Source organism: Pantoea sp. YR525 (assembly GCF_900116775.1).
Classification (GTDB): domain Bacteria; phylum Pseudomonadota; class Gammaproteobacteria; order Enterobacterales; family Enterobacteriaceae; genus Pantoea; species Pantoea symbiotica.
Genome location: NZ_FPBU01000008.1, coordinates 80135 through 107106, shown reverse-complemented (window position 1 = coordinate 107106; position 26972 = coordinate 80135). Strand labels below are relative to the sequence as shown.

Genomic DNA, 26972 nt, shown 5'->3' with positions numbered 1-26972 from the left:
GGACAATCTCAGAAATGGAAAAGGCCGCATAAGCGGCCTTTAGGGTATTGCAGTGGTTTAACTTTTTTTGTGAGGCTTACTGGTTTTGTGCGGCGGCGCCGTACTTAATCTTCGCCTCTTTACGCAGGTTTTCCAGCAGCGCTTCAAAGGCGATTTGCGCGTTATTTTGCGTTACGCCTTTCACCATCTCATCGATCTGCGCCTGCGGCATGTTGCCCGCGCTAACTTTATCCAGCGCGATCAGCACCACATTGCCCTGCATATCTTCACTCACTCCCCACGACGGTTTATTGTCGGCAGGTTGCGGCAGATTGAAGGCCGACTGAGCCACCGGATCCTGCGCATTGCGATCAAACGATTTGCTGGCGCTGAGCGTTAAGCCTGCGGCTTTCAATGCATCCGCTTTACCGGCTTTCAAATCGGCCAGCAGTTTGTCTGCCTGCGATTTTGCCTGCTGCGTTGCTTTATCATGCTTCAGCGAATCTACGATCTGCGCTTTCACCTGATCCAACGGCTTCACCGCTTCCGGTTTGTGCTCGCTGATACGCAGTACAAAGGCACGATCGCCATCCACAGAGATGATGTCGGAGTTGTTACCCGGCGCACCATTCTGGCCCACTAAACCACCGTTGAAGATCGCCTGTTTAACCTGATCGAAGTTCAACTCATCTGGCAGGTTGTCGCGGGTGATCCAATTGGTTTCTACCACTTTCAGGCCGGAAGCCTGCGCCGCGCCGGCCAACGATTCGTTATCGTTGCTGGCTGCTTCGCTTACTTTCTGCTGAATTTTGTAGAAGGCATCAACCGCTTTCTCTTGCTTCACTTTATCGGCAACGATGTCATGAACATCGGCCAACGGTTTAACCTGCTCCGGCTGGATGTCATCCAGGCGCACCACGAGGTAGCCAACCGATGATTTGATGGCGCCTGAAAGCTGGCCTTTCTGCGTCAGATTGGCGTTTTTCAGCTCGTCTGGCGTGGTGCTCGGCTCCAGCCAACCCATATCGCCACCTTTGCGGGCTGAGATTGGGTCGATAGATTTGCTTTTCGCCAGCGCGGCGAAATCTTCGCCTTTCTTCAGCGCATCAACCACGGCGTTAGCATCGGCTTCCGTCTTGGTCTGGATCACGCTGTAGCGATTACGCTGCGGCTGTGAATAATCCGCTTTATGTTGATCGTACCAGCTCTGAATGTCCGCTTCACTGGCCGTTTCCTGCATGCTTGCGGCATCCATTTTGATGTAGCTCACACGGAACTGCTCAGGCGCCATGAAGCTATTCTGATGCTGCTGGTAATACTGGCTGATTTCGTCGTCGCTGACCGTCTGTTTAGCCGCCAGCGCGTTGACATCAATCACCGCCTGACGCACTTCGCGCTGCTGTGACACCAGATCCACCAGCTTGCTGGTTTCGCCTTTCAGCATAAAATCAGTGTTAGCAATCGCGTTGATCAGCTGCTGCGTCGCCAGCTGCTTGCGCAGCGCTTCGGCATACTGATCAGCCGTGAAGCCCATGCTGGTGATCAGGCCGCTGTATTTGGCGTTGTCGAATTTACCGTTGGTCTGGAAAGCTTTCTGATTGAAGATCGCCTGTTTTACCTGATCATCGCTGATGCCGATGTGCAGATCTTTGATGTACTGATCAAGTAACGCCTGATCAATCAGCTGCGACAGCGCCTGCTGACGCATCTGCTGCATGTAGCCTTCATTGCTGGCTAACTGCGAGAACTGATCGCCCAGCATCTGCTGCTGACGATTGCGCTCGTTGTTAAAACCCTGCTCCAGCTCTGCACGACTGATCTCGTGGCCGTTAACTTTGGCAGCATAATCACCGCCGCCGCCGATCAGGTAGTTGCCCACCCCGGTGAGTACGAAAGACAGGATGATCAATCCCAGAATAATCTTGAGCACGACATGATTCGACGCCGCGCGTAAATTGTCCATCATGGTATGACAACACTCCGCTGTAGTGTGAATGTAAAGCTCTAACACGATGTCATCATCGTGCAACTGCTGTTCAGGCTGGCAGTTGGCAACCATGCGGAGACAACAACCAAAGGCTATCGCCGCGCATCAAGAATAAAAAAGGCACATCAAAAATGATGTGCCCGTATGTTACATGAGAACGGCTTTTGCGTCCTCAATCCACGGAAGAAAATGCTTCAATGGATGTATCAGCGGTCATTAATTGACGGAATCTTTCAGTGCTTTACCTGCACGGAAGCCCGGAACTTTACCAGCCGGAATGGTGAGCTCTTTACCCGTTTGTGGGTTACGGCCGGTGCGAGCTGCACGCTCACGTACAGAGAAAGTACCGAAACCAACCAGTGCCACTTCATCACCGCCTTTCAGAGCTTCGGTAACGGAGTCCATGAATGCATCTAAAACACGTCCCGCTGCTGCTTTAGAAATGTCAGCATCTGCAGCAATTTTGTCGATCAACTGTGACTTATTCACTCTCTTCATCCCCTCTTTTATTATTCACATCGCACCCGCGCTTCCCGCCCGGTGCGAACGCGCAGCCAGTTATATCAAGCCTGTGGAGCTGAAACAACGGTATTCATCTTAATCGTTGATCCAGCAGCCCACTAAGTTAGCGGCACAAAAAAAAGCTGGCAAGCACCATTTTGCCTGCCAGCTTCGCTTTTTAACGGTTTATGCCGCTAATCACTATTTTGCGGTCGCAACCTGCATGCCGTAAGGCGCATTTTCCAGTGCCAGGTTGAGCACTTCTTCAATACGCTTCACCGGATGAATCTCCAGATCGGCAATCACGTTCTGTGGAATATCTTCCAGATCGCGCTTGTTTTCGTCCGGGATCAGCACGGTTTTGATGCCGCCACGGTGTGCCGCGAGCAACTTCTCTTTCAGGCCACCAATCGGCAGAACCAAGCCACGCAGGGTGATTTCACCGGTCATCGCCACATCAGAACGCACCGGGTTACCGGTTAAGCATGACACCAGCGCGGTGCACATGGCGATACCGGCGCTCGGACCATCTTTCGGCGTCGCACCTTCGGGTACGTGCACGTGGATGTCGCGTTTTTCGTAGAAATCCCCGTTGATGCCCAGTTTCTCTGCACGCGCGCGCACCACAGTCAGCGCCGCCTGAATCGATTCCTGCATAACTTCGCCCAGCGAACCGGTATACGTCAGCTTGCCTTTACCTGGCACGCAGGCGGTTTCGATAGTCAGCAGATCGCCGCCCACTTCCGTCCACGCCAGACCGGTCACCTGACCAACACGGCTTTCGCTCTCTGCGCGACCATAATCAAAGCGCTGCACGCCAAGGAAATCCTTGAGGTTATCGCCATTGATCACGATGTGCTTTTTCGATTTATCCATCAGCAGCGTTTTAACTGCTTTACGGCACAGCTTGGAGAGTTCGCGTTCCAAACTACGCACGCCCGCTTCACGGGTGTAATAGCGGATGATGCCAACAATCGCGCTGTCATCGACGGTGATCTCTTTCTCTTTCAGTGCATTACGTTCAATCTGCTTCGGCAGCAAATGTTGCTTCGCGATGTTCAGCTTTTCATCTTCGGTGTAACCGGAGAGACGAATCACTTCCATACGGTCAAGCAACGGCGCCGGGATGTTCATGGAGTTTGAAGTCGCCACAAACATAACGTCAGAGAGATCGTAATCCACTTCCAGATAGTGATCGTTAAACGCGATGTTCTGCTCGGGATCCAGCACCTCAAGCAGCGCTGAAGCCGGATCGCCACGCATGTCAGAAGACATTTTGTCGATTTCATCCAGCAGGAACAGCGGGTTTTTGACGCCCACTTTTGCCATTTTCTGGATCAACTTACCAGGCATAGAACCGATGTAGGTACGACGATGTCCGCGGATTTCTGCTTCATCACGCACGCCACCCAGCGCCATACGCACGTATTTACGTCCGGTGGCCTTAGCAATCGACTGACCCAGCGAGGTTTTACCCACGCCTGGCGGTCCAACGAGGCAAAGAATTGGGCCTTTGATTTTGCTCACGCGACTCTGCACCGCAAGATACTCAAGGATACGGTCTTTGACGCGTTCCAGACCGTAATGGTCTATATCCAGCGTTTCCTGCGCTTTACGCAGGTCTTTTTTCACCTTGCTGCGCGCCACCCACGGAACCTGAACCATCCAGTCGATGTAGCCACGCACCACGGTCGCTTCTGCAGACATCGGCGACATCATCTTCAGCTTCTGCAATTCAGCTTCAGCTTTTTCACGCGCTTCGGTCGGCATTTTGGCCGCTTCAATCTTACGTTTCAGCGCCTCGTACTCATCCGGCGCGTCATCCATTTCGCCCAGCTCTTTCTGAATGGCTTTCATTTGCTCATTCAGATAGTACTCACGCTGGCTTTTCTCCATCTGCTTTTTAACGCGGTTGCGAATGCGCTTCTCAACCTGCAGCAGATCGATTTCAGATTCCATCATCGCCATCAGATATTCCAGACGTTCGTTGACGTCGGACATCTCCAGCACGGACTGTTTATCAGCCAGTTTCAGCGGCATATGCGCTGCGACGGTATCGGCCAGGCGGGCCGCATCATCGATGCTGTTGAGGGAGGTTAAGACCTCAGGTGGGATTTTTTTATTGAGCTTGATGTAGCCTTCAAACTGGTTGATGGCCGTGCGTACCAGCACTTCCTGCTCGCGCTCTTCAATTTCTGGCGAGACAAGGTATTCGGCCTGGGCAACGAAATGGTCGCCATTATCAGCCAGCGTGGTGATGTGCGCGCGTTGTAAACCTTCAACCAGCACTTTTACCGTGCCGTCTGGAAGTTTCAGCATCTGCAATACAGAAGCGACGGTCCCTACTGAGAAGAGATCGTTAATGCCAGGTTCATCCGTTGAAGCCTCTTTCTGTGCAACCAGCATGATCTTTTTATCATGATCCATCGCGGCTTCGAGGCACCGAATCGATTTTTCCCGACCAACAAACAACGGAATTACCATGTGCGGATAAACCACCACGTCGCGCAACGGCAACACGGGGATTTCAATGCGTTCAGAACGCTCAGGATTCATAGAGCTCTCTCTTAGTTTAATGTCCGCCAGGTGATGGGTACCGCGCAATAGAGGTTTTGCAGTTAAACCCACAGGATATTGAGTATATGGGGATGCTTGTACGACATTCAATGTCACTGGCGAGAGAAAAACAAAAGGGGAAAGATTTTTCCCCTTTTTTAAGATAACAACGTGGTGCGATTGTTTATTTATTCACCAGAAGCCTGGGCTTCATGCTTTCCATAAATCAACATCGGTTCGGATTGACCTTCAATCACTGATTCATCAATCACTACTTTTTCAACGTCATCCATTGAAGGCAGGTCGTACATGGTTTCAAGTAACGCACCTTCAACGATAGAACGCAGACCACGCGCACCGGTTTTACGTGACATCGCTTTTTTAGCGATCGCCGTTAAGGCTTCGTCGCGGAATTCCAGTTCTACACCTTCCAGATTGAACAGCGCCTGATACTGTTTGGTCAGCGCGTTCTTCGGCTCACGCAGGATCTGAATCAGCGCTTCTTCACTCAGTTCGCTCAGCGTTGCCACAACCGGCAGACGACCAATGAACTCAGGAATCAGACCAAACTTGATCAAATCTTCTGGCTCAACCTGCGACAGCAATTCGCCTTCGCTCGCCTTCTGGGATTTGCCCTTCACGGTTGCGCCGAAGCCGATGCCGGATCCGGTTTCAACACGCTGGGAAATCACCTTATCGAGACCGGCGAATGCGCCACCACAGATGAACAGAATCTTGGAGGTATCAACCTGCAAGAACTCCTGCTGTGGATGTTTGCGTCCGCCCTGCGGCGGTACGGCAGCCACGGTGCCTTCAATTAATTTCAACAGCGCTTGCTGTACGCCTTCGCCCGAGACGTCACGAGTGATCGACGGGTTGTCAGACTTACGAGAAATCTTGTCGATTTCATCGATGTAGACAATGCCGCGTTGCGCTTTCTGCACGTCGTAATCACATTTCTGCAGCAGCTTCTGGATGATGTTTTCAACGTCTTCACCCACGTAACCCGCTTCGGTCAGCGTGGTGGCATCCGCCATGGTGAATGGCACATCCAGCAAGCGCGCCAGCGTTTCTGCCAACAGTGTTTTACCGCTACCGGTTGGACCGATCAGCAAAATGTTACTTTTGCCCAGTTCAATGCCGTTGCTGGTATCGCCATTACGCAAGCGTTTGTAGTGGTTATATACCGCTACTGCCAACACTTTCTTCGCCCTTTCCTGACCAATAACATAATCATCAAGGTGATGGCGGATTTCATGCGGCGTCGGCAGTGAGCTACGCTCGCGATGCGGCGCAACTTCCTTAATCTCTTCACGAATGATGTCGTTGCAAAGATCAACGCACTCATCGCAAATGTACACTGACGGCCCGGCAATTAGCTTACGGACTTCATGCTGGCTTTTGCCGCAGAAAGAGCAGTACAGCAACTTACCTGAACCGTCTTTGCGCTTATCTGTCATCAGCTAACCTCTTTTCTTTCTCAGACCAAATTTGTTGTACGGCGCTGGCCGTACATCAACGGCCGATATGCATTCAACCCATCTGCCTGCTCCCCGTTAACTATAGCGTAAGGGGCAGACAGATGTGTCTTATTGGCGATGCGTCAGGATTGAGTCAACCAAACCATACTCAACCGCTTCGCTCGCAGAGAGGAAACGATCGCGCTCGGTGTCGCGTTCAATCTCTTCCAGCGATTTGCCGGTGTGCTCAGCCATCAACTCATTCATGCGCTGCTTCACTTTCAGAATTTCGCGCGCATGGATTTCGATATCCGTCGCCTGGCCCTGATAGCCGCCCAACGGCTGATGAATCATCACACGTGAATTAGGCAGGCAGAAGCGTTTGCCTTTGGTGCCTGCGGTCAGCAGGAACGCACCCATTGAACAAGCCTGACCCATACAGATGGTGCTGACATCGGGCTTGATAAACTTCATTGTGTCATAAATCGACATCCCAGCAGTAATCACGCCGCCTGGCGAGTTAATGTAGAGGTAAATGTCTTTTTCAGGATTCTCAGCTTCCAGAAACAGCATCTGCGCCACGATCAGGTTAGCCATATGATCTTCAACCTGACCGGTCAGGAAGATCACACGCTCTTTGAGCAGGCGAGAGTAGATGTCGTAAGAACGCTCGCCGCGCGAGGTTTGTTCGACCACCATTGGCACCAGCGCCATGTGCGGTGCAGTAAATTCACGATCGCCACTGTATGACATTACCGTCTCCTGATAAATTTCATTGGCAACATTCTGTACCGATTTTACGTAAGCCGAGGCGCAAACACTACGTGCCACGGTCTCAAACCGAAATAACAACCCGGTTAATCAGTCAGTCTCACTGTTTTCATGCATTCTCCCTGTATCTGGGGATGCTGCCCAGTTGTTTCAAGCATAACAACCTTTTGCCCATTCGCTAACACGGAAAAAGAGCTTAGCGGATAATTTGCCGATTAATTAAGCAAATAGAGGACAAATCAGTGTACTTAACGCCAGAAACGAAAAAGCCCGCGACTTTTCAGTCACGGGCTTAGCACTAACGGTTAACGAATGAATCAGGCCGCAGAGGTCTGGTTCATCAGTTCCTGGAAGTTAGTGGCTTTATCGGTCACTTTCGCTTTCGCCAGTACCGCTTCAACCGCTTGCTCTTCCAGAGCCACGTTGCGCATGTTGTTCATCAGCTCGCTGTTCTTGCTGTAGAACTCGATCACTTCCTGCGGATCTTCGTACGCAGAAGCCATCTCTTCGATCAGCGTCTTAACGCGATCTTCGTCGGCCTGCAGTTCGTTGATGCGAATCACTTCGCCCAACAGCAGACCTACAACTACGCGACGTTTAGCCTGCTCTTCGAACAGTTCACGTGGCAGTTCCAGCGCTTGCTTCTCGTTGCCACCAAAACGCTGTGCAGCCTGACGACGCAGAACGTCGATTTCGCTGTCGATCAGCGCAACCGGAACGTCGATGTCGTTGGCGTTAACCAGACCGTCGATTGCCTGAGTCTTCACGCGGTTACGGATAGCACCTTTCAGCTCGCGATCCATGTTCTTACGCACTTCTGCACGCAGACCGGCAACTGAACCATCTTCCACGCCAAAGCGCTTGATGAACTCTTCAGTCAGCTCTGGCAGTTCGCGGGTTTCAACTTTCTTCAGCACGATTTCGAACTTCGCATCTTTCCCTTTCAGGTTTTCTGCGTGGTAATCGTCTGGGAATTTCACGTCGATAGTGAAGGTTTCGCCGGCTTTATGGCCAACAACGCCCTCTTCGAAGCCTGGGATCATACGACCCTGGCCCATTGCCAGCACGAAGTCAGAGGCTTTGCCGCCTTCAAACTCTTCGCCGTCAACAGAACCGCTGAAGTCGATGGTAGCGCGATCTTCAGCTGTCGCAGCTGCATCGCTCTCTTTCCAGGTCGCCTGCTGCTTCTGCAGGGTTTCCAGCATGGTATCAACGTCAGCGTCAGTCACTTCTACTACTGGCTTCTCGACTTCGATTGCGTCCAAGCCTTTCAGCTCAACTTCTGGATACACTTCGAACTCAACCGCGTAGGTGAAGTCTTCGCCTTCTTTATATTCGCCCGGCACATAGTTAGGTGCGCCAGCCGGATTGATTTTCTCTTTGATGATGGCGTCAACGAAGTTGCGCGTCATCAGCTCGCCCAGCACGTCCTGGCGAACAGAAGCACCGTAGCGCTGAGAAATGATGTGTGCCGGCACTTTGCCTTTACGGAAACCGTCGATACGGACTTTCTTAGCCACTTCCACCAGTTCTTTCTTCACTGCGCTTTCGATGCTGTCAGCTGCAACAGTAATCGAAATGCGACGGCCCAGACCCTGAGTGGTTTCTACTGAAACTGTCATCTTGTTACCTCAAAAAATCACGTGCTCGGTCAACTTCAGACACCACACATAAAATGCGCCGTATCCAACAACCGGGACGGCCTCTGCAGGCAGAACCTAATCCCTGTCACCAGAAGCGTCCCGAAGACATTCCGGAAAAATAGACGCAGCATTATAGCGGCATCGCTGGAATGAGTCGAGGCTGCAAACTCACCACTTTTTAGCGGTTTTGCTGCTTTTTTGCGCCGTAGATCGCGTTTGAGTGTAATAAATGAAAAGAAAACGGCCCTCAGGCCGTTTTTGGAGATGTGTTAGAAGGGAATTCAGGCAAGCGTGCCAGCACCGCGACAATTCGGTGAAGCCAAAACCGTATCCTGCAATCCATCCCACTCTTTTTGCGTGTAAGTATGCAGTGCCAGCGCGTGTACGCTGCCCGCTAATTCGGTTGCCAGTTCGCCATAAATAGCGCGATGACGTTGCAGAAAGCGCTGGCCGGTAAATCGATCGCTGACAATCACCACTTTAAAGTGACTTTCAGAACCGGCGGGCACGTTATGACGGTAGCTTTCATCATGCACTTCAAGATGTGCAGGCTCGAAAGCGTTACGCAACTTTTCTTCTATTTGTTCGCGAATCATGATTAACACTCCTTTCCGGCGAGCGCTGTGCCCATCTGTTTAAATATTAGTAGGTTTTTTACCGCTTCCGCAGCTTGGCCGTAAATAAATCCGCCAGCGCTGCGCATAGTAACCTGCTTATCTTGCAGGTCAACCGGCTGGCGTTTCATCCTGTCCGAAAAAAGCCTTTACAATCAATTTCCATTGGCCCGGGGCTTTTTTCACCGCTGCGCAATGCTATGATGGCCGCAGTTTTGCAAACCAACCCATATGCTAACGAGAATGAGTATGTTGAAAAAACTGTTATTCCCTCTGCTGGCTGCTTTTATTTTGGCCGGCTGTGCCAGCAACAACACTACGTTGGATATTCAACCGAAGATCCAACTGCCGCAGCAAGATCCAAGCCTGATGGGCGTCACCATCAGCGTTAACGGTGCCGATCAACGTTCCGATCAGGCGCTGGCCAAAGTGAACCGTGATGGTCAGTTGATCACACTGACACCATCCCGCGATCTGCGCTTCCTGCTGCAGGAAGTGTTAGAGAAGCAGATGACGTCGCGCGGCTACATGATTGGTCCAAGCGGTGCCGTTGATCTGCAGATCGTGGTGAATGGTCTGTATGCTGATGTGACACAAGGCAACGTGCGCTACAGCATTACCACCAAGGCGGATATCTCCATCATCGCTACCGCGAAAAACGGTAACAAGCAGGTGAAAAACTATCGCCAGACTTACAGCGTAGAAGGCGCGTTTACCGCCACCAACGCGAAGATCACTAACGCGGTTAACTCAACGCTGAGTGACGTGATTGCTGATATGGCGCAGGACACCAGCGTTCACAACTTCATCAAGCAGAACGCCCGCTAATTTCCGCAGTAATTTGCCCGGCGACGTTTCGCCGGGCTTCATTTCAGGTTGGCTATGACATCTCACTATCTGCGTATTTTTACCCAACGTAATGCGGCGGTACTGCTGCTGCTGGGTTTTGCCTCAGGCTTACCGCTGGCGTTAACCGCCGGGACGTTACAGGCGTGGATGACGGTAGAGAATGTTGACCTGAAAACCATCGGTTTCTTCTCCCTTGTCGGCCAGGCTTACGTGTTTAAGTTCCTGTGGTCGCCGATGATGGATCGCTATACGCCACCGTTTCTCGGTCGCCGTCGCGGCTGGCTGCTGGTCACGCAGCTGGCGCTGATTGGCGGCATTATCGCCATGGGCTTTATGCAGCCTTCGCGTGACTTAACGCTGCTGGCTGCGCTGGCGGTGCTGGTTGCCTTCTGTTCGGCCTCGCAGGATATCGTGTTTGATGCCTGGAAAACCGATGTGCTGCCGCCGGAAGAGCGCGGCAGCGGCGCGGCGATCACCGTGCTGGGTTATCGTCTGGCGATGTTGATTTCGGGTGGGCTGGCGCTGTGGTTAGCGGATCGCTATCTTGGCTGGCAAGCCACTTACTGGCTGATGGCGCTGCTGATGGTGCCGGGCCTGATCGCCACTTTGTTGGCGAAAGAGCCGGAGATGCCGGCGCGTGAACCGCATTCGCTTCGCCAGGCCGTGACATTCCCGCTAAAAGACTTTTTCCAGCGTAATAACGCCTGGCTGCTGATCACGCTGATTATCCTTTATAAGCTTGGCGATGCGTTTGCCGCCTCGCTCACCACCACTTTCCTGATTCGCGGCGTCGGTTTTAGCGCTGGCGATGTCGGTCTGGTGAACAAAACGCTTGGCCTGCTGGCCACCATCATCGGCGCGCTATACGGCGGTGTGCTGATGCAGCGCCTGAGTTTGTTCCGCGCCCTGATGATTTTCGGCGTGCTGCAAGCGGTGTCGAACTTTGCTTACTGGCTGCTGGCGGTGACGCCACCGCACTTGTGGAGCATGGCAGGCGCGGTGTTTATTGAAAACCTGTGCGGCGGCATGGGCACTGCGGCCTTTGTCGCGTTGTTGATGACGCTGTGCAATAAATCCTTCTCTGCAACGCAGTTCGCGCTGCTTTCTGCCCTCTCCGCCGTGGGCCGTGTTTACGTTGGTCCCGCCGCCGGTTGGCTGGTTGAACTGTGGGGCTGGCCGACCTTCTATGCTTTCACCGTGTTTGCTGGCGTACCGGGATTGCTGCTGTTGTGGCTGTGTCGCGGCACCCTGCACAGCATGCAGCAAAGCGGGGAGTTTGTGATGCGCAGCTTATGGCCGCAAGGTTACCGCTGGACGGTGCGTCTGTTCAGCATCGGCTGTGGCTTGCTGGCCTTATGGCTGCTGGCATTAGCACTCAATGCCAGCGGAGTTGTGCAGATCAATGCGCTGCTCACGCCGATGTTTGAAGCCGGAATGGCATTTGCGCTGTTAGCTGTCGCACTCGGGGTTATTTTGGATAGTTTGGCATTAAAAAAAGCGGCGCGAGAAAATCTGGGTTAAGTAAGCCAATTTTTGTGACGAAATAATGGGCTAAAAAATATCAGTCGCCGATTTTACCAATAGCATTTTTTTTAAAGCGAATTAGAAACATTAAATTAACAACTGCTGGCGAATATTTAAATCCGGTGCGCAATTACTTTGTATAAAAGACATCGCTGAAATGATGCAGAAATGTTAAATAAATGAGTATTAAGAGTACGGTTTATACTTTCCCTGATTTTTCTGCGGTTTCTACCATTGGTTTTTGTTATATTGATGCCAACTGCTTGTCGCAGTTAATAATTTGTCACCCTGCGTAACATCTGTGACACCCTTAGCAAAAGGTGTCAACAGCCTTCTGACACATTCTTAAGCTGGTTTACACTGCATAAACCTTCCCGTAAAATGCGCGCACACTTAAACGACAATAGAGCCCTTTGTCATTGAGGTCGTTAAATGAGACTCAGTAAATACAATAAAAGTTTGGGGATTTTGTCATTAATTGCAGGCGCTGTATTACTCAGTGGCTGCGATAGTGCGTTGTTAAATCCCAAAGGACAGATTGCACTGGAGCAACGTTCGTTGATTCTGACAGCTTTCGGCTTGATGATGATCGTCGTTATCCCGGCAGTCTTCATGGCAGTATTCTTTGCCTGGAAATATCGGGCAACCAATACTAACGCAACTTATAGCCCTAACTGGTCACACTCGAACAAAGTGGAAGCCGTGGTCTGGACCATTCCGATCCTGATCATTATCTTCCTCGGCGTTTTGACCTGGAAATCAACCCACGCGCTGGAGCCGAGCAAACCGCTGGTTTCTGACGTTAAACCGGTTGAGATCGACGTAGTGGCACTGGACTGGAAATGGCTGTTCATTTACCCGGAACAGGGTATTGCAACCGTTAACCAGATTGCCTTCCCGGCAAACACTCCGGTGAACTTCAAGATCACCTCCAACTCCGTGATGAACTCCTTCTTTATTCCTACTCTCGGCAGCCAGATCTACGCGATGGCCGGTATGCAGACCAAACTGCATCTGATCGCCAACGAGCCAGGAACATTTGACGGTATCTCTGCGAACTTCAGTGGTCGTGGTTTCTCTGGCATGAAGTTCAAAGCCATTGCAACTAAAGACGATGCGGAATTCCAGCAGTGGGTTGCCAAAGTTAAAGCGGCACCTAACGCGCTGAACACCATGGATGATTTCGAGAAACTGGCTACGCCAAGCGAAAATCACCCGGTGGAATATTTCTCTACGACGAATCCAGAACTGTTCAAGCAAGTTATTGATAAGTTCAAGATGAGCCACGGGAAGATGGACATGCCAGAGCATAAAGGCATGGACATGAGTCACGCCGCTTCCGCGGGAGCCGAGGAATAATACGATGTTCGGAAAATTAACACTGGATGCAGTGCCATACCACGAACCCATTATCGTGGTTACGGTCGCCGCTATCATTTTAGGTGGTCTGGCACTGGTTGCTGCGATTACCTATTTTGGTAAGTGGCAGTACCTGTGGTCAGAATGGTTCACCTCCATCGACCACAAAAAACTGGGTATCATGTACATCATCATGGCTTTCGTCATGTTGCTGCGCGGCTTTGCCGATGCGGTAATGATGCGTACCCAACAAGTGATGGCTTCCGCTGGGGAAGCCGGCATACTACCGCCGCACCACTACGACCAGATCTTCACCGCTCACGGCGTGATCATGATCTTCTTCGTGGCGATGCCATTCGTGGTAGGTCTGATGAACATCGCGGTACCGCTGCAAATCGGTGCACGTGACGTTGCCTTCCCGTTCCTGAACAACCTGAGCTTCTGGTTTACCGCGATCGGTGTGATCCTGGTGAACATCTCTCTGGGTGTGGGCGAGTTCGCACAGACCGGCTGGTTAGCTTATCCGCCGCTTTCGGGTGCGGAGTACAGTCCTGGCGTCGGGGTCGATTACTGGATCTGGAGTCTCCAGCTGTCCGGTATCGGTACGACACTGACCGGTATCAACTTCTTCGTTACCATTCTGAAGATGCGTGCGCCGGGCATGGACCTGTTCAAAATGCCGGTATTCACCTGGGCATCACTGTGTACTAACGTCCTGATCATCGCTGCGTTCCCGGTACTGACCGTTACGCTGGCACTGTTGACGCTTGACCGTTACCTTGGCTTCCATTTCTTCACCAATGAAATGGGCGGTAACATGATGATGTACGTCAACCTGATTTGGGTCTGGGGTCACCCGGAAGTGTACATCCTGGTTCTGCCGGTGTTTGGTGTCTTCGCTGAAGTCACTGCTACCTTCTCTAAAAAGCGTCTGTTCGGTTACACCTCTCTGGTGTGGGCGACCATCGCGATTACCGTCTTGTCGTTCATCGTTTGGCTGCACCACTTCTTCACCATGGGTGCGGGCGCGAACGTAAACGCCTTCTTCGGTATCATGACGATGATCATCGCTATCCCGACCGGCGTGAAAATCTTCAACTGGCTATTCACCATGTATCAGGGTCGCGTTGAGTTCCACTCAGCGATGCTGTGGACCATCGGCTTCCTGGTTACCTTCTCGATTGGTGGTATGACAGGTGTTCTGCTGGCGGTTCCGGGTGCGGACTTCATTCTGCACAACAGCCTGTTCCTGATCGCGCACTTCCATAACGTGATTATCGGTGGTGTGGTGTTCGGTTGTATGGCTGGCGTGACCTACTGGTTCCCGAAAGCATTCGGCTTCACGCTGAATGAAAAATGGGGCATCCGCGCGTTCTGGTTCTGGATCATCGGCTTCTTCGTGGCATTCATGCCGCTGTATGCGCTGGGCTTCATGGGTATGACGCGTCGTATCAGCCAGGACATCGATCCTCAGTTCCACTCACTGCTGGTCGTTGCAGCAGGCGGTGCGGCGCTGATCGCTTGCGGTATCCTGTGCCAGATTACCCAGTTCTACGTTTCTGTGCGTGACCGCGACCAGAACCGTGACCTGACCGGTGACCCGTGGGGTGGACGTACGCTGGAGTGGGCAACCTCTTCACCGCCGCCGTTCTACAACTTTGCTGTTATCCCTCATATCCACGAGCGTGATGCGTTCTGGGAAATGAAAGAGAAAGGCGAAGCGTACAAGCAGCCAGAAAAATATGAAGAAATTCATATGCCGAAAAACAGCGGCGCAGCCATTGTTATCGCGGCCCTGATGACTGTCTTCGGTTTCGCTATGATCTGGCACATTTGGTGGCTGGCTGGCCTTACCTTCCTGGGCACTATCGTGACCTGGATTGTGAAGAGCTTCGATGAAGACGTGGATTACTACGTACCGGTTGCCGAAGTCGAGCAGATCGAGAAGAAGCACTTTGACGAAATCAGCAAAGCAGGTCTGAAATAATGTCAACTGAAACTGCAAAACACCACCACGACGCCCATGCGGAGCATGGGCATCACGATGCAGGAGCCAATAAAGTCTTTGGCTTCTGGATCTACCTGATGAGTGACTGCATTATCTTCGCAACCCTGTTTGCGACCTATGCAGTAATGGTCAATAACACTGCCGGTGGCCCGGCAGGTAAAGACATCTTCGAACTGCCGTTCGTCCTGGTCGAAACCGCGCTGCTGCTGCTCAGCTCCATTACCTATGGTATGGCAGTGATTGCGATGAACAACCAGAACAAGGGCTCGGTCATCAGCTGGTTAGCGTTGACCTTCCTGTTCGGTGCTGGCTTTATCGGCATGGAAATCTATGAATTCCATCACCTGATCAAAGAAGGCTTCGGTCCTGATCGCAGCGGCTTCCTGTCAGCGTTCTTCACGCTGGTCGGCACGCACGGTCTGCACGTAACCTCTGGCCTGATCTGGATGGCAGTGATGATGTTCCAGATTTCTAAACGTGGTCTGACTGCAACCAACCGCACCCGTATCATGTGCCTGAGCTTGTTCTGGCACTTCCTGGATGTGGTTTGGATCTGCGTATTCACCGTTGTCTACCTGATGGGAGCCATGTAATGAGTCATTCTGTTAACGAACATGGCGCTTCGCACGGTAGCGTGAAGTCTTACATGATCGGCTTCGTCCTCTCTATCATCCTGACCGGTATTCCGTTCTGGATGGTAATGGATGGCGGCGCTTCACACGGCACTATTCTGGGTGTGGTTCTGGTGTGTGCGGTAGTTCAGGTGCTGGTTCACCTCGTCTACTTCCTGCACTTAGACAGCAAATCAGAAGGTGGCTGGAACATGGTGGCCATCGTCTTCTCAGCACTCATTATCTTGATTGTTGTTGTAGGCTCACTGTGGATTATGTGGAACCTCAACTACAACATGATGGCCCACTAAAGAGTCGCGTAATGATTAAGCAATACCTGCAAGTAACAAAACCAGGAATTATTTTCGGCAATTTAATTTCTGTGATCGGTGGATTCCTGCTGGCTTCGAAAGGCAGCATTGATTACACCCTGTTTCTCGCCTCGCTGGTTGGCGTATCGCTGGTTGTCGCATCAGGTTGTGTTTTCAACAACGTGATTGACCGCGATATCGACATCAAAATGGAGAGAACGCGGAACCGTGTTCTGGTCAAAGGCCTGATCTCGGCGAAAGTAAGCCTGGTTTATGCAACCGCATTGGGTATTGCTGGCTTTGCGTTGCTGTATTTCGGCGCTAACCCACTGGCCATGTGGCTGGCGGTGATGGGCTTCGTGGTTTACGTAGGCGTTTACAGCCTCTATATGAAGCGTAACTCTGTCTACGGCACGCTGATTGGTAGTCTCTCTGGCGCTGCGCCGCCGGTGATTGGCTATTGCGCAGTGACCAACCAGTTTGATGCTGGCGCGTTGATTTTACTGGCTATCTTTAGCCTTTGGCAGATGCCGCACTCCTATGCGATTGCCATCTTCCGCTTTAAAGATTACCAGGCTGCCAACATTCCGGTTCTGCCGGTGGTGAAAGGCATCTCAGTGGCAAAAAATCATATTACGCTGTATATCCTGGCGTTCATGATTGCCACGCTGATGCTGACCCTTGGCGGTTACGCGGGCTACAAATATCTGGTGGTGGCTGCGGCCGTTAGCGTGTGGTGGCTCGGCATGGCACTTTCAGGTTACAAAACCTCAAACGACAAAGTTTGGGCGCGTAAACTGTTTGTGTTCTCGATTGTCGCTATCACCGCCTTGAGCGTGATGATGTCGGTTGATTTCATGACGCCAGCGTCGAAAGATTTGCTGACTTACGTCTGGTAATTCAGCTCCGCAAAACCAGAAAGGGCGCGAATTTCGCGCCCTTTCTTTTTGTTACCACTGCTTAAGAACAAATGTTTTACCCGCCCTGCCCTGCTGCCTAGAATGGGCGCAGTATAATTTTGAGGTAAACATGAACGACAATAAAATGACGCCAGTAGAGCTTCGCGCTACATGGGGTTTAGGTACCGTTTTTTCCCTGCGTATGCTGGGAATGTTTATGGTCTTGCCGGTACTCACCACGTACGGCATGGCGTTACAGGGCGCCAGTGAAACACTGATTGGTCTCGCAATCGGTATCTATGGTTTGGCACAAGCCATCTTCCAGATTCCATTTGGTCTGCTCTCCGATCGCGTCGGCCGTAAGCCACTGATCGTCGGCGGACTGCTGCTGTTCGTTTTCGGCAGTGTTATTGCTGCCACCTCCGACACCATTTGGGGTGTGATTTTAGGCCGCGCATTACAAGGTTCCGGCGCGATAGCCGCTGCGGTAATGGCGTTGCTGTCGGACTTAACCCGTGAACAGAACCGTACCAAAGCGATGGCATTTATCGGCATCAGCTTTGGCGTCACCTTTGCCATTGCAATGGTAGTTGGCCCGATTGTCACCCACGCGCTCGGCTTGCACGCGCTATTTTGGATGATTGCTATCCTCGCGACGCTTGGCATCGTCATCACCTTATTAGTGGTACCGAATGCGCCAAATCACGTGTTGAATCGCGAATCCGGCATGGTGAAAGGCAGCATCCGTGCAGTGCTGACCAATCCAAAACTGTTAAAACTGAATATCGGCATTCTCTGCCTGCACATTCTGTTGATGTCGAGCTTTGTGGCGCTGCCGGGACAGTTTGAACAAGCCGGTTTACCTGCGGCAGAGCACTGGAAAGTTTATCTGGTGACCATGCTGGTGGCGTTTGTTGCCGTGGTGCCTTTCATTATTTACGCCGAAGTGAAGCGCCGCATGAAGCGCGTGTTTGTCGGCTGCGTGGCGATCATCATCATCGCGGAAATCGTATTGTGGGGCGCGGCAGGCCACTTCTGGACGCTGGTGATTGGCGTGCAGCTGTTCTTCCTCGCCTTCAACCTAATGGAAGCGATTCTGCCGTCGCTGATCAGTAAAGAGTCGCCGCCGGGCTACAAAGGCACCGCGATGGGCATCTACTCCACCAGCCAGTTCATTGGCGTGGCGATTGGCGGCAGCATGGGCGGATGGATCTATGGTCATGTAGATGCACAAACCGTGTTCCTGGTCGGCGCGATTGTCGCTGCAGCGTGGCTGTTTGTGGCAATGTCGATGCAGGAACCGCCTTACGTTAGCAGCCTGCGCATTATGCTCAGCGATGCGGTGCTGGCAGTGCCGAACCTTGAGAAGCGATTGAAAGCGCAGCCCGGCGTGGCGTCGGTGTTTATCGTGCCGGAAGAGAAAAGTGCCTACATCAAAATCGACAGTAAAGTGACGAGCCGCGTCGAACTTGAAGCGCTGCTCGCCAGCTGTTAAATGACAAGCCCGACCACTGCGTCGGGCTTTTTGTTACAGCGACATATCCACCACGATGCGCCCTTCAATCTTGCCAGCGTGCATACGCGCGAAGATATCGTTGATGTTCGTCAGCGGTTCTACTGCCACGGTGGCTTTCACCTTATGACGACCGGCGAAATCCAGCGCTTCCTGCAGATCTTTGCGCGTACCGACGATGGAACCGCGCACCGTAATGCCATCCAGCACCATATTGAAGATCGACAGATCGAATTTGCCCGGCGGCAAACCGTTCAGCACCATGGTGCCGCCACGACGCAGCGTACCAATCGCCTGTTCGAATGCTTTCGGTGAAACTGCCGTCACCAGCACGCCATGCGCGCCGCCAAAACTCTCCTGGAACACTTTGGCCGGATCGATATTTTTCGCATTCGCTACCACGCTGGCACCGAGACGTTTAGCAAACTCAAGCTTCTCATCATCGATATCTACCGCCGCCACATTCAGACCCATCGCCACCGCGTACTGCACCGCCATATGCCCTAAACCGCCGATACCGGAGATCACCACCCAATCGCCGGGTTTGGTGTCGGTCATTTTCAGCCCTTTATACACGGTGACGCCGGCACAGAGGATCGGCGCGATTTCGTTGTAATCGACGTTATCCGGGATGATACCGACATAGTTGGCATCGGCGAGGCAATATTCCGCGAAGCTGCCATTCACCGAGTAACCGGCATTTTGCTGCGACAAACACAGCGTTTCCCAGCTATCCAGACAATGCTCACAATGGCCGCACGCCGAATAAAGCCACGGTACACCAACGCGATCGCCCATTTTCAGGTGCTTAACGCCCTCGCCCAGCGCCACAACCTGGCCAACACCTTCGTGGCCCGGAATAAACGGTGGATTAGGTTTAATCGGCCAGTCGCCTTCGGCTGCGTGGAGATCGGTATGGCACACGCCGGTAGCTGCGATTTTCACCAAAATCTGCCCCGGCCCGACCTGCGGCACCGGCACCTGCTCAATCACTAACGGTTCACCAAAAGACTTCACAACAGCGGCTTTCATGGTGGTTTTGATTTGCATATTCATCTTTCACTCTCCATTTGATCGGATGCGGACTCAGAACAGGCCCAAAGGCGCGGTGCCATAGCTGACCAGCAGATTTTTGGTTTGTTGATAGGCGCTGAGCGCCATCTTGTGCGTCTCACGGCCAACACCCGATTGCTTATAGCCGCCGAATGCCGCGTGAGCGGGATAGATGTGATAGCAGTTGGTCCAGACGCGACCGGCTTTAATGCCGCGTCCCATGCGATAGGCCAGATTGGTATCGCGCGTCCACACGCCCGCGCCAAGGCCAAACTGGGTTTCATTGGCGATGGCGAGGGCTTCTGCTTCATCCTTAAAGGTTGTAACACCAATCACCGGCCCAAAAATCTCCTCCTGGAAACAGCGCATCTGGTTAGTTCCTTTGATTAAGGTCGGCTGAATGTAGAATCCGTCATTCAGTTCTGCGGCCACGCTAGCGCGATCGCCACCGGTGAGAATCTGACCGCCTTCGTCGCGTGCGATGTTGATATACGACAGGATTTTATCGAATTGCTGGCGTGAAGCCTGCGCACCAATCATGGTGTCGGTATCGAGCGGATCGCCACGACGAATGTTGGCCACCTTCGCCATCACGCGATCCATAAAGGGTTGATAGATCGATTCGTGAATCAAAGCGCGTGACGGGCAAGTACAGACTTCGCCCTGATTAAAGAAGCCGAGCACTAACCCTTCCACCGCTTTCTCAATAAACTCATCCTCGCCATCCATTACATCGGCGAAGTAGATATTCGGCGACTTGCCGCCCAGCTCAACGGTGCAGGGAATGATGTTTTCAGCAGCGCAGGCCATAATGTGACGACCAACTGGCGTTGAACCGGTAAAGGCGATTTTGGCGATGCGTTTACTGGTCGCCAGCGCTTCACCCGCTTCACGACCAAAGCCCTGCACCACATTCAACACGCCAGCCGGGAACAGATCGCCAATCACCTCCATCAGCAGCGTAATGCCCAGCGGCGTCTGTTCTGCCGGTTTCAGCACCACACAGTTCCCCGCCGCCAGCGCCGGCGCCAGTTTCCACGCCGCCATTAACAGCGGGAAGTTCCACGGAATGATCTGCCCAACCACGCCGAGCGGCTCATGGAAGTGATACGCAACAGTGGTTTCATCGATCTCCGCAGTGCTGCCCTCTTGCGCCCGCAGGCAACCGGCGAAATAACGGAAGTGATCCACCGCCAGCGGCAGATCGGCATTCAGGGTTTCGCGGATCGGTTTCCCGTTATCCCAGCTCTCCGCCACCGCCAGTTTTTCGAGATTGGCCTCGATACGATCCGCCACCTGCAGCAGGATGTTGGCGCGATGCTGCACGCTGGTTTTTCCCCAGGCATCGGCCGCCTGATGCGCTGCATCCAGCGCTAAATCGATATCACCCGCATCCGAACGCGGAAACTGCGCGATATCACTGCCATTCACTGGCGAGGTGTTGGTGAAGTATTGGCCGCTGAGCGGCTCGACGAATTTGCCCGCAATGTAGTTGCCGTAAGTCGCCTGAAATGAAACCAAAGCGCCGGGCGTGCCGGGATGTGCATAACGCATCGCAAACTCCTTTATGTAGGGTCAGATAATCTGAAGGCTCAGTCGCCATTCAGAGAACGTGCTGTCAAAGGAGCTATTGCAGCGGGCGTGCCAGCTTTTTTCATCAGCTGATCATTTGAAAAAATATAAATTTAATCATTAAGTTATAAGTCCACACACGGCTTGATTTGCAGATGTTGTGCAGAAAAGTTCACCATCTGTGTTGCGTATCGCAACAGTACAGAAACCGACCCGCTACAATGCTGCAACACTTTCGCTTGGGCATGAGGTCATCAATGCAGGGAAATCCATCCGCGTCTGCCGTTAACGCCAATCCGCTGTTAAGCGACTCCTGGTTCCGTAGCCAGCTGTATGGTCTCGATCGCACCGCCGATGATTTTCCCCGTGTTCGCCAGGGTGAACTGGCCGATGTGCTCGCCAGTAATGCCGGGCTGCAGCAGTTCGCGCAGCCGGTTATTAAACAGCTGGCGCAGAAACTGGCCGAGAAGCAATCGGTGGTGATTCTGTCGGATGCCACCGGTTTGGTGCTTAATACCTTTGGCGATATGCCTTCGATGGAAAAAGCCCAACGTTATGCGCTGGCTCCGGGCAATTTGTGGAGTGAATGCGGGCGTGGCACCAATGCGATTGGCACTGCGCTGGCGATTGATGACGGCTGCGAAATTGAAGGTCATCAGCACTTCCTGACGCTCAATCAAGGCTTGTACTGCGCGGCGATGCCGCTGCAAATGCCGAACGGCCAAATTGCTGGCGTGCTGGATATTTCCGGCCCGGCGCACTTCCCGCATCCGCAAACCTTTAATTGGGTGAAAGCGGCGGCGAAACAGATCGAATACCTGTGGGTAAAACAGAGCCTGCACCCGCAGCAATGGTTGATGAGCCTGCATCTGCAGCCGCAGGGCATCGATACCAGCGATGAACTGCTGCTGGTGTTCTCAGATAATGTCCTGACAGCCGCTAATCGCCTAGCGATGCGCGAACTGGCGCTGAGCGTCGAACAACTCGGCAGCGTGACCTTTCAACAACTGTTCCCGCAACAGCAGCAGCAAGCCAACACCATTCCCGTTCCGCTCGATTACGCCACGCAGCGCTACTATTTCCGCCTGCGTGCGCCGCAGCGCAGCCATTTTGCCACGCCGAGCGAACCCGCCAGCGATCTGCCCTTCTCGCTGGGCCGCGATGGCGAGAAGATGGTGCGGCTGCTCAATGCCGGCGTTTCACTGTGCATTCACGGTGAAACCGGCAGCGGCAAAGAGTATGTCAGCCGCGCACTGCATCAGCAGAGCCGCTGGCGCGAAGGTAAATTCGTGGCCATTAACTGCGCGGCTATCCCCGAAGCGCTGATTGAATCTGAGCTGTTTGGCTATCAACCCGGCGCGTTCACCGGTGCCAGCAAGAATGGCTATATCGGTAAAATCCGTGAAGCGGATGGCGGCGTGCTGTTTCTCGATGAAATTGGCGATATGCCGCTGGCGCTGCAAACCCGCTTGCTACGTGTGTTGCAGGAGAAAGAGGTGGCGCCGCTCGGCTCCAGCCGCAGCTGGCCGGTGAATTTTGCGGTGATCAGCGCCACGCACCGCGATTTGGCACAACGCGTTGCCGAAGGCGAATTCCGCGAAGATTTGCTCTATCGCCTGCAGGAATTTTCGATGACCATTCCGCCACTGCGCGACTGGCCGGATGTAGAGGGTTTTATCAGCCGTTTATGGCTGGAGCTGGGCGGCGCGGATCGGGATATTCAGCTTTCACCTGCTTTATTAACAGCACTGGCACAGCTGCCGTGGCCGGGCAACGTGCGGCAATTGCGCAGCTTGTTACGCGTGCTGCTGGCGCTGGCGGATGAAGGTGAGGAAGTAACTGAGGTGCATTTGCCGGCCGAGTATCGTCGCGCGGCGTTGCCGCCACAGCCCGATCGGCAGAGTCATGATGAACGGTTGATCAGCGAAACGCTGCAGTGCTTTAATGGCAATATCAGTAAAACGGCGGAAGCCTTAGGCGTCGCGCGCAGCACGCTTTATCGTCGTGCGGCGCGCGACAAACGCGATTAGTCGCGGAAGTTTTTGAACTGGAAAGGCTGACCAAGGTTGCCACCGCGCACCAGCGCCATCGCACCTTGCAGATCGTCGCGTGACTTACCGGTTACGCGCAGTTCTTCACCCTGAATCTGCGTCTGCACTTTCAGCTTGCTGTCTTTAATCAGCTTCACCAGCTTTTTCGCGATATCGCTTTCGATACCTTTCTTCAGCTTGGCTTCCACCGACCAGCTTTTACCGCTGTGCACGATCTCTTCTGGCACTTCAATTGCCGCGCCTTCAATGCCACGCTTCAGCAGCTTTTCACGCAGAATATCCACCAGCTGCTTTACCTGAAAATCAGATTCGCTGCTGAGTTTGATGGTCTCATTCTTTTCGTTGAGCTCAATGGTTGCACTCACGTTACGGAAATCGAAACGGGTTGAGATCTCGCGGCTCGCATTCTCCACGGCATTTCGCACTTCCGACAATTCGACTTCGGAAACGATATCGAAAGATGGCATCTTTTCTTCTCCTGATACTAAAGTGACATGCATAATACGCGTCTTGTGGCGCTAATAAAACACGATACATGGAAAGCTATACTTACTCGTAACGTGAAAACAGGAACCCGCCCACGGGAGGCAAAATGAAAATTACCGTGTTGGGGTGTGGCGCCTTAGGTCAAATTTGGCTCGCCGCTCTCGCCCGTCAGGGACATGAGGTGCAGGGTTGGTTACGTGTGCCGCAGCCGTATTGCTCCGCCAACGTGGTCGATCCGCAAGGCCAGGTGAGCAATCACACCTTTATCGCCAACGATCCGCTGTTCCTCGCCGAAAGCCAGCTATTACTGGTGACGCTCAAAGCGCCGCAGGTTTCTCCTGCAGTGAAAAACCTGCAAAGCGTGCTGCCGACGCACGCGCCGATTCTGCTGCTGCATAACGGCATGGGAACGCTGGAAGAGTTGAAAGATCTGCGTCAGCCGCTGCTGCGCGGCATCACCACACATGCCGCGATGCGCGATGGCACGGTGATCAAACACATCGCGCACGGCATCACGCACATTGGCCCTGCTAATCGCGAGAGCGCCGCGCTGAGTGATATCGCCGATATTCTGCATCAGGCGCTGCCGGATGTGGCCTGGCATGACAACATCGCCGCCGCCAGCTGGCGCAAGCTGGCCATCAACTGCGTAATCAATCCAATGACCGTTGAGCACGATTGCCAGAACGGTGCGCTGCGTGCCTGGCCGGAACAAATAGCAATGCTGTGCGAAGAGATCGCCTGGGTGATGGAGCGCGAAGGCCAGCACATGGCGGTGGATAATCTGCGCGACATTATTTACGACGTGATCGATAGCACCGCTGCCAATACCTCATCGATGCTGCAGGATGTGCGGGCGCAGCGCCTGACCGAAATTGATTACATCACCGGTTACCTGTTGCGTCGCGCCCGCGCGCAGGGCATTTCACTGCCGGAAAATACCCGTTTGTACGATCTGATTAAACGTAAGGAGTCCCACTATGAGCGCGAACGCATCGGTTCTGGTTTGCCTGGCACATGGAAGTGAAGAGACCGAAGCGGTCACCACTATCGATTTGCTGGTACGCGGCGGATTAAGCGTCACCACCGCCAGCGTGGAGAGCGATGGCACGCGTGAAATCGTCTGCTCGCGCGGTGTGCGGCTGCTGGCGGATGCGCCTTTGGTTGAGGTCGCGGATAACGACTACGATGCGATTGTACTGCCCGGCGGTTTGAAAGGCGCGGAGACTTTCCGCGACAGCCCGCTATTGGTGGAAACCGTGCGCCAGTTCCATCTCTCCAGTAAGATTGTGGCGGCGATTTGTGCCGCGCCGGGCACGGTTTTGGTCGCGCACGATCTGTTTCCCGTCGGCAATATGACCGGTTTTCCCGGCCTGCGTGACACCATTCCAGACAGTAAATGGATGGAGCGCCGCGTGGTGTGGGATCCGCGCGTTAATCTGCTGACCAGCCAGGGACCGGGCACCGCCATTGATTTTGCGTTGAAGCTGATAGATTTGCTGGTGGATAAAGAGACCGCGCGTGAAGTGGCTTCACAGCTGGTGCTGGCGGCAGGAATTTATAATTATCAGGAGTTTGAAGAGCGTTAATAATAGAGGTCGCCATAAATGGCGACCCTACTTATTAAGGGCGATAAACTTTTACGTTTTTGAAGCCCTGCTCGTGCAGATAGAGCGCCTGCAGGCGACTCATCACACCGCGATCGCAATACAGCAGCCAGGTTTTGCTCTGGTCCAAATCGCCAAACTGGGTGCTGAGTTTGTAGAACGCCAGGGTTTTCACCTCAACGCCTTCAACTTCCAGCGGTTTCGCGTCCTGCTCATCGGCCGAACGGATATCCAGCACTACGTCGTTGCTGGTGAAGGAGTCAACGGTTTCAACTTCCACCACTTCTTCTTCCGTCTGCTCGGCGATTTCACGGATATCGACGTTGCTGGCTTCCTGCACCACACGATTAAGAATCTCGAAATCGAAGTTTTGCTCTTCCGCTTCGATCTTCCCTTTCACCGCTTTAACGGTTGGGCTTTTCGAAATCACGCCGCAATATTCTGGCATGGTGCGGGCAAAATCTTCGGTGCCGATCTTACGCGCCACATCAATGATGTGCTCTTTGTCATGGGAGATCAGCGGACGCAGAATCAGCGTATCGGAGGCGTTATCGATCAAACGCAGGTTAGTCAGCGTCTGGCTGGAAACCTGGCCCAGCGCTTCGCCGGTCACCAGCGCCTGCACGCCGTAACGTTCCGCCACCATCGACGCCGCACGCACCATCATGCGCTTCAGCACCACGCCCATTTGGCCGTCGTCTACTTTCTCCAGAATCTCACCGACTACCGGCTCGAAGTTGATCGCCACGAAACGTACGCGGTGCGAACGACCAAAACGCTGCCACAGGTAATGCGCAACCTGACGCACGCCAATCTCGTGTGCCGCACCGCCAAGGTTGAAGAAGCAGTAATGCACGCGGCAGCCGCGACGCATCAGCATGTAGCTCGACACGCCAGAGTCGAAACCACCGGAAATCAGTGACAGAACATCTTCCTGGGTACCAATCGGGAAACCGCCTAAGCCTTCATAGCGTGCGGTGATCAGCAACAGGCGATCGTCTTCAATCTCCAGATTCACCGTTTCATCCGGGCGATTGAGCTGCACGCGCGCGCTGGCGATGTGCTGATTAAGGCCGCCGCCAACGTAGCGTTCCACGTCCTGCGAGCTGAAGCTGTGCTTGCCGCGACGCTTCACGCGCACGCAGAAGCTTTTGCCTTCCAGACGCTCGCGGTTCAATACCAGCGTCTGCTCGAAGATATCGTGCATATCGGTATAGGCGCGATCTTCCACCGCCAGCACATGGTGAATACCCGGAATGCGCGTTAATTCGGTAACGATGGTTTCACGCAGCGACTCATTTTTGGAACGCAATTCGATGTGGTCCCAGTGACGCACCACTTTGATGTCTTCATCGACAGTGCGCAAAATATTACGAATGCTGCTGGTGAGAATTTTGATAAAGCGCAGACGCACCGACTGACTTTTGATGGTGATTTCTGGGAACAGCTTGATGATAAACTTCATGGCGACAGGGGTTCGTTTGGGCAAATAAGTGCTAAAAGCATCGGCACTTAGCTGTTAAAATCATATAATTGCGGGTTGATTCAGGAGCCCCCGCATCCGAGGCGCAAAAGTATATCACCTTTGCCGGGTGACTGCTTCTGCAACCGCAGTCAC

Annotated in this window: 22 protein-coding genes; 11 read left to right on the top strand and 11 right to left on the bottom strand. The window is 53.1% G+C overall.

Annotation, left to right across the window (positions count from 1 at the left end):
• Positions 1-76 precede the first annotated feature (76 nt).
• From ppiD to bolA, 7 genes are all read right to left on the bottom strand, one after another.
• The gene (gene ppiD / locus BM323_RS17020) at positions 77-1945 is read right to left on the bottom strand and encodes a peptidylprolyl isomerase (RefSeq protein ID WP_036648286.1); all 1869 of its coding nucleotides are present in this window, start codon (positions 1943-1945) and stop codon (positions 77-79) included.
• Positions 1946-2182: 237 nt separating this feature from the next.
• Positions 2183-2455 (bottom strand): nucleoid-associated protein HU-beta, encoded by a 273-nt coding sequence (hupB, locus tag BM323_RS17015; protein WP_036648244.1) that lies wholly within the window; start codon positions 2453-2455, stop codon positions 2183-2185.
• A 213-nt stretch (positions 2456-2668) separates the two neighbouring features.
• Complete coding sequence (gene lon, locus BM323_RS17010; protein WP_008103930.1) at positions 2669-5023, bottom strand: endopeptidase La; 2355 nt, start codon at positions 5021-5023, stop codon at positions 2669-2671.
• A 188-nt stretch (positions 5024-5211) separates the two neighbouring features.
• Positions 5212-6483, bottom strand: coding sequence for an ATP-dependent protease ATP-binding subunit ClpX (gene clpX, locus BM323_RS17005; protein WP_008103932.1), 1272 nt, complete (start codon positions 6481-6483; stop codon positions 5212-5214).
• 129 nt (positions 6484-6612) lie between these two features.
• A complete protein-coding gene (gene clpP, locus BM323_RS17000; RefSeq protein ID WP_008103933.1) occupies positions 6613-7236 on the bottom strand; it encodes an ATP-dependent Clp endopeptidase proteolytic subunit ClpP in 624 nt (207 codons plus the stop codon).
• A 335-nt stretch (positions 7237-7571) separates the two neighbouring features.
• Positions 7572-8876: a trigger factor gene (gene tig, locus BM323_RS16995; protein ID WP_008103935.1), complete on the bottom strand. Its 1305-nt coding sequence runs from the start codon at positions 8874-8876 to the stop codon at positions 7572-7574.
• Between the two features lie 302 nt (positions 8877-9178).
• Positions 9179-9493, bottom strand: a complete 315-nt coding sequence (gene bolA, locus BM323_RS16990) for a transcriptional regulator BolA (RefSeq protein WP_008103937.1) — start codon at positions 9491-9493, stop codon at positions 9179-9181.
• A 267-nt stretch (positions 9494-9760) separates the two neighbouring features.
• On the opposite strand from bolA, the gene BM323_RS16985 reads away from it, so the two are divergent.
• The 8 genes from BM323_RS16985 to BM323_RS16950 all read left to right on the top strand — a co-directional run bounded on the left by BM323_RS16985 (position 9761) and on the right by BM323_RS16950 (position 18567).
• On the top strand, positions 9761-10339 hold the full coding sequence (locus BM323_RS16985; protein WP_007886975.1) for a lipoprotein: 579 nt from the start codon (positions 9761-9763) through the stop codon (positions 10337-10339).
• Between the two features lie 54 nt (positions 10340-10393).
• Positions 10394-11881, top strand: coding sequence for a muropeptide MFS transporter AmpG (gene ampG / locus BM323_RS16980; RefSeq protein WP_008103939.1), 1488 nt, complete (start codon positions 10394-10396; stop codon positions 11879-11881).
• 435 nt (positions 11882-12316) lie between these two features.
• Entirely contained in the window at positions 12317-13243 is a 927-nt protein-coding gene (gene cyoA / locus BM323_RS16975) for a cytochrome o ubiquinol oxidase subunit II (RefSeq protein WP_008103941.1), read from the top strand.
• A 4-nt stretch (positions 13244-13247) separates the two neighbouring features.
• The gene (cyoB, locus tag BM323_RS16970) at positions 13248-15230 is read left to right on the top strand and encodes a cytochrome o ubiquinol oxidase subunit I (protein ID WP_008103943.1); all 1983 of its coding nucleotides are present in this window, start codon (positions 13248-13250) and stop codon (positions 15228-15230) included.
• Positions 15230-15844: a cytochrome o ubiquinol oxidase subunit III gene (locus tag BM323_RS16965; RefSeq protein WP_007886985.1), complete on the top strand. Its 615-nt coding sequence runs from the start codon at positions 15230-15232 to the stop codon at positions 15842-15844. The genes cyoB and BM323_RS16965 overlap by 1 nt, the downstream gene beginning before the upstream one ends.
• The gene (locus tag BM323_RS16960) at positions 15844-16173 is read left to right on the top strand and encodes a cytochrome o ubiquinol oxidase subunit IV (protein ID WP_007886986.1); all 330 of its coding nucleotides are present in this window, start codon (positions 15844-15846) and stop codon (positions 16171-16173) included. Before BM323_RS16965 ends, BM323_RS16960 begins: the two co-directional genes overlap by 1 nt.
• A gap of 11 nt (positions 16174-16184) precedes the next feature.
• Positions 16185-17072, top strand: a complete 888-nt coding sequence (gene cyoE, locus BM323_RS16955; protein WP_008103945.1) for a heme o synthase — start codon at positions 16185-16187, stop codon at positions 17070-17072.
• A 130-nt stretch (positions 17073-17202) separates the two neighbouring features.
• On the top strand, positions 17203-18567 hold the full coding sequence (locus tag BM323_RS16950; RefSeq protein WP_008103947.1) for an MFS transporter: 1365 nt from the start codon (positions 17203-17205) through the stop codon (positions 18565-18567).
• A 33-nt stretch (positions 18568-18600) separates the two neighbouring features.
• On the opposite strand, the gene adhP is transcribed toward BM323_RS16950, so the two are convergent.
• Both adhP and BM323_RS16940 read right to left on the bottom strand, forming a co-directional pair.
• Positions 18601-19641 carry an alcohol dehydrogenase AdhP gene (adhP, locus tag BM323_RS16945; RefSeq protein WP_008103949.1) on the bottom strand — a complete coding sequence of 347 codons (1041 nt, stop codon included), beginning with the start codon at positions 19639-19641 and terminating at the stop codon, positions 18601-18603.
• A 30-nt stretch (positions 19642-19671) separates the two neighbouring features.
• Entirely contained in the window at positions 19672-21192 is a 1521-nt protein-coding gene (locus BM323_RS16940) for an acetaldehyde dehydrogenase ExaC (protein WP_008103951.1), read from the bottom strand.
• Between the two features lie 275 nt (positions 21193-21467).
• On the opposite strand from BM323_RS16940, the gene BM323_RS16935 reads away from it, so the two are divergent.
• Positions 21468-23240 carry a sigma-54-dependent Fis family transcriptional regulator gene (locus tag BM323_RS16935; RefSeq protein ID WP_008103953.1) on the top strand — a complete coding sequence of 591 codons (1773 nt, stop codon included), beginning with the start codon at positions 21468-21470 and terminating at the stop codon, positions 23238-23240.
• On the opposite strand, the gene BM323_RS16930 is transcribed toward BM323_RS16935, so the two are convergent.
• Positions 23237-23728, bottom strand: coding sequence for a YajQ family cyclic di-GMP-binding protein (locus BM323_RS16930; protein WP_008103954.1), 492 nt, complete (start codon positions 23726-23728; stop codon positions 23237-23239). The genes BM323_RS16935 and BM323_RS16930 overlap by 4 nt on opposite strands.
• A 125-nt stretch (positions 23729-23853) precedes the next feature.
• On the opposite strand from BM323_RS16930, the gene panE reads away from it, so the two are divergent.
• Positions 23854-24774 carry a 2-dehydropantoate 2-reductase gene (panE, locus tag BM323_RS16925; RefSeq protein WP_008103956.1) on the top strand — a complete coding sequence of 307 codons (921 nt, stop codon included), beginning with the start codon at positions 23854-23856 and terminating at the stop codon, positions 24772-24774.
• Positions 24728-25336 (top strand): protein deglycase YajL, encoded by a 609-nt coding sequence (yajL, locus tag BM323_RS16920; protein ID WP_008103959.1) that lies wholly within the window; start codon positions 24728-24730, stop codon positions 25334-25336. The genes panE and yajL overlap by 47 nt, the downstream gene beginning before the upstream one ends.
• A gap of 34 nt (positions 25337-25370) precedes the next feature.
• Here yajL and thiI read toward each other — a convergent pair whose 3' ends face one another.
• Positions 25371-26819 (bottom strand): tRNA uracil 4-sulfurtransferase ThiI, encoded by a 1449-nt coding sequence (gene thiI, locus BM323_RS16915; protein ID WP_008103962.1) that lies wholly within the window; start codon positions 26817-26819, stop codon positions 25371-25373.
• Positions 26820-26972 lie beyond the last annotated feature (153 nt).

Bases quoted from the DNA above. Each gene is read 5' to 3' on its own strand.
- cyoA (WP_008103941.1), top strand. From the start codon at position 12,317: ATGAGACTCAGTAAATACAATAAAAGTTTGGGGATTTTGTCATTAATT.
- thiI (WP_008103962.1), bottom strand. From the start codon at position 26,819: ATGAAGTTTATCATCAAGCTGTTCCCAGAAATCACCATCAAAAGTCAG.
- yajL (WP_008103959.1), top strand. From the start codon at position 24,728: ATGAGCGCGAACGCATCGGTTCTGGTTTGCCTGGCACATGGAAGTGAA.
- BM323_RS16935 (WP_008103953.1), top strand. From the start codon at position 21,468: ATGCAGGGAAATCCATCCGCGTCTGCCGTTAACGCCAATCCGCTGTTA.
- cyoB (WP_008103943.1), top strand. From the start codon at position 13,248: ATGTTCGGAAAATTAACACTGGATGCAGTGCCATACCACGAACCCATT.
- panE (WP_008103956.1), top strand. From the start codon at position 23,854: ATGAAAATTACCGTGTTGGGGTGTGGCGCCTTAGGTCAAATTTGGCTC.
- BM323_RS16950 (WP_008103947.1), top strand. From the start codon at position 17,203: ATGAACGACAATAAAATGACGCCAGTAGAGCTTCGCGCTACATGGGGT.
- BM323_RS16940 (WP_008103951.1), bottom strand. From the start codon at position 21,192: ATGCGTTATGCACATCCCGGCACGCCCGGCGCTTTGGTTTCATTTCAG.
- lon (WP_008103930.1), bottom strand. From the start codon at position 5,023: ATGAATCCTGAGCGTTCTGAACGCATTGAAATCCCCGTGTTGCCGTTG.
- adhP (WP_008103949.1), bottom strand. From the start codon at position 19,641: ATGAATATGCAAATCAAAACCACCATGAAAGCCGCTGTTGTGAAGTCT.
- clpX (WP_008103932.1), bottom strand. From the start codon at position 6,483: ATGACAGATAAGCGCAAAGACGGTTCAGGTAAGTTGCTGTACTGCTCT.
- BM323_RS16985 (WP_007886975.1), top strand. From the start codon at position 9,761: ATGTTGAAAAAACTGTTATTCCCTCTGCTGGCTGCTTTTATTTTGGCC.
- BM323_RS16960 (WP_007886986.1), top strand. From the start codon at position 15,844: ATGAGTCATTCTGTTAACGAACATGGCGCTTCGCACGGTAGCGTGAAG.
- tig (WP_008103935.1), bottom strand. From the start codon at position 8,876: ATGACAGTTTCAGTAGAAACCACTCAGGGTCTGGGCCGTCGCATTTCG.
- BM323_RS16965 (WP_007886985.1), top strand. From the start codon at position 15,230: ATGTCAACTGAAACTGCAAAACACCACCACGACGCCCATGCGGAGCAT.
- bolA (WP_008103937.1), bottom strand. From the start codon at position 9,493: ATGATTCGCGAACAAATAGAAGAAAAGTTGCGTAACGCTTTCGAGCCT.
- clpP (WP_008103933.1), bottom strand. From the start codon at position 7,236: ATGTCATACAGTGGCGATCGTGAATTTACTGCACCGCACATGGCGCTG.
- cyoE (WP_008103945.1), top strand. From the start codon at position 16,185: ATGATTAAGCAATACCTGCAAGTAACAAAACCAGGAATTATTTTCGGC.
- ampG (WP_008103939.1), top strand. From the start codon at position 10,394: ATGACATCTCACTATCTGCGTATTTTTACCCAACGTAATGCGGCGGTA.
- BM323_RS16930 (WP_008103954.1), bottom strand. From the start codon at position 23,728: ATGCCATCTTTCGATATCGTTTCCGAAGTCGAATTGTCGGAAGTGCGA.
- ppiD (WP_036648286.1), bottom strand. From the start codon at position 1,945: ATGATGGACAATTTACGCGCGGCGTCGAATCATGTCGTGCTCAAGATT.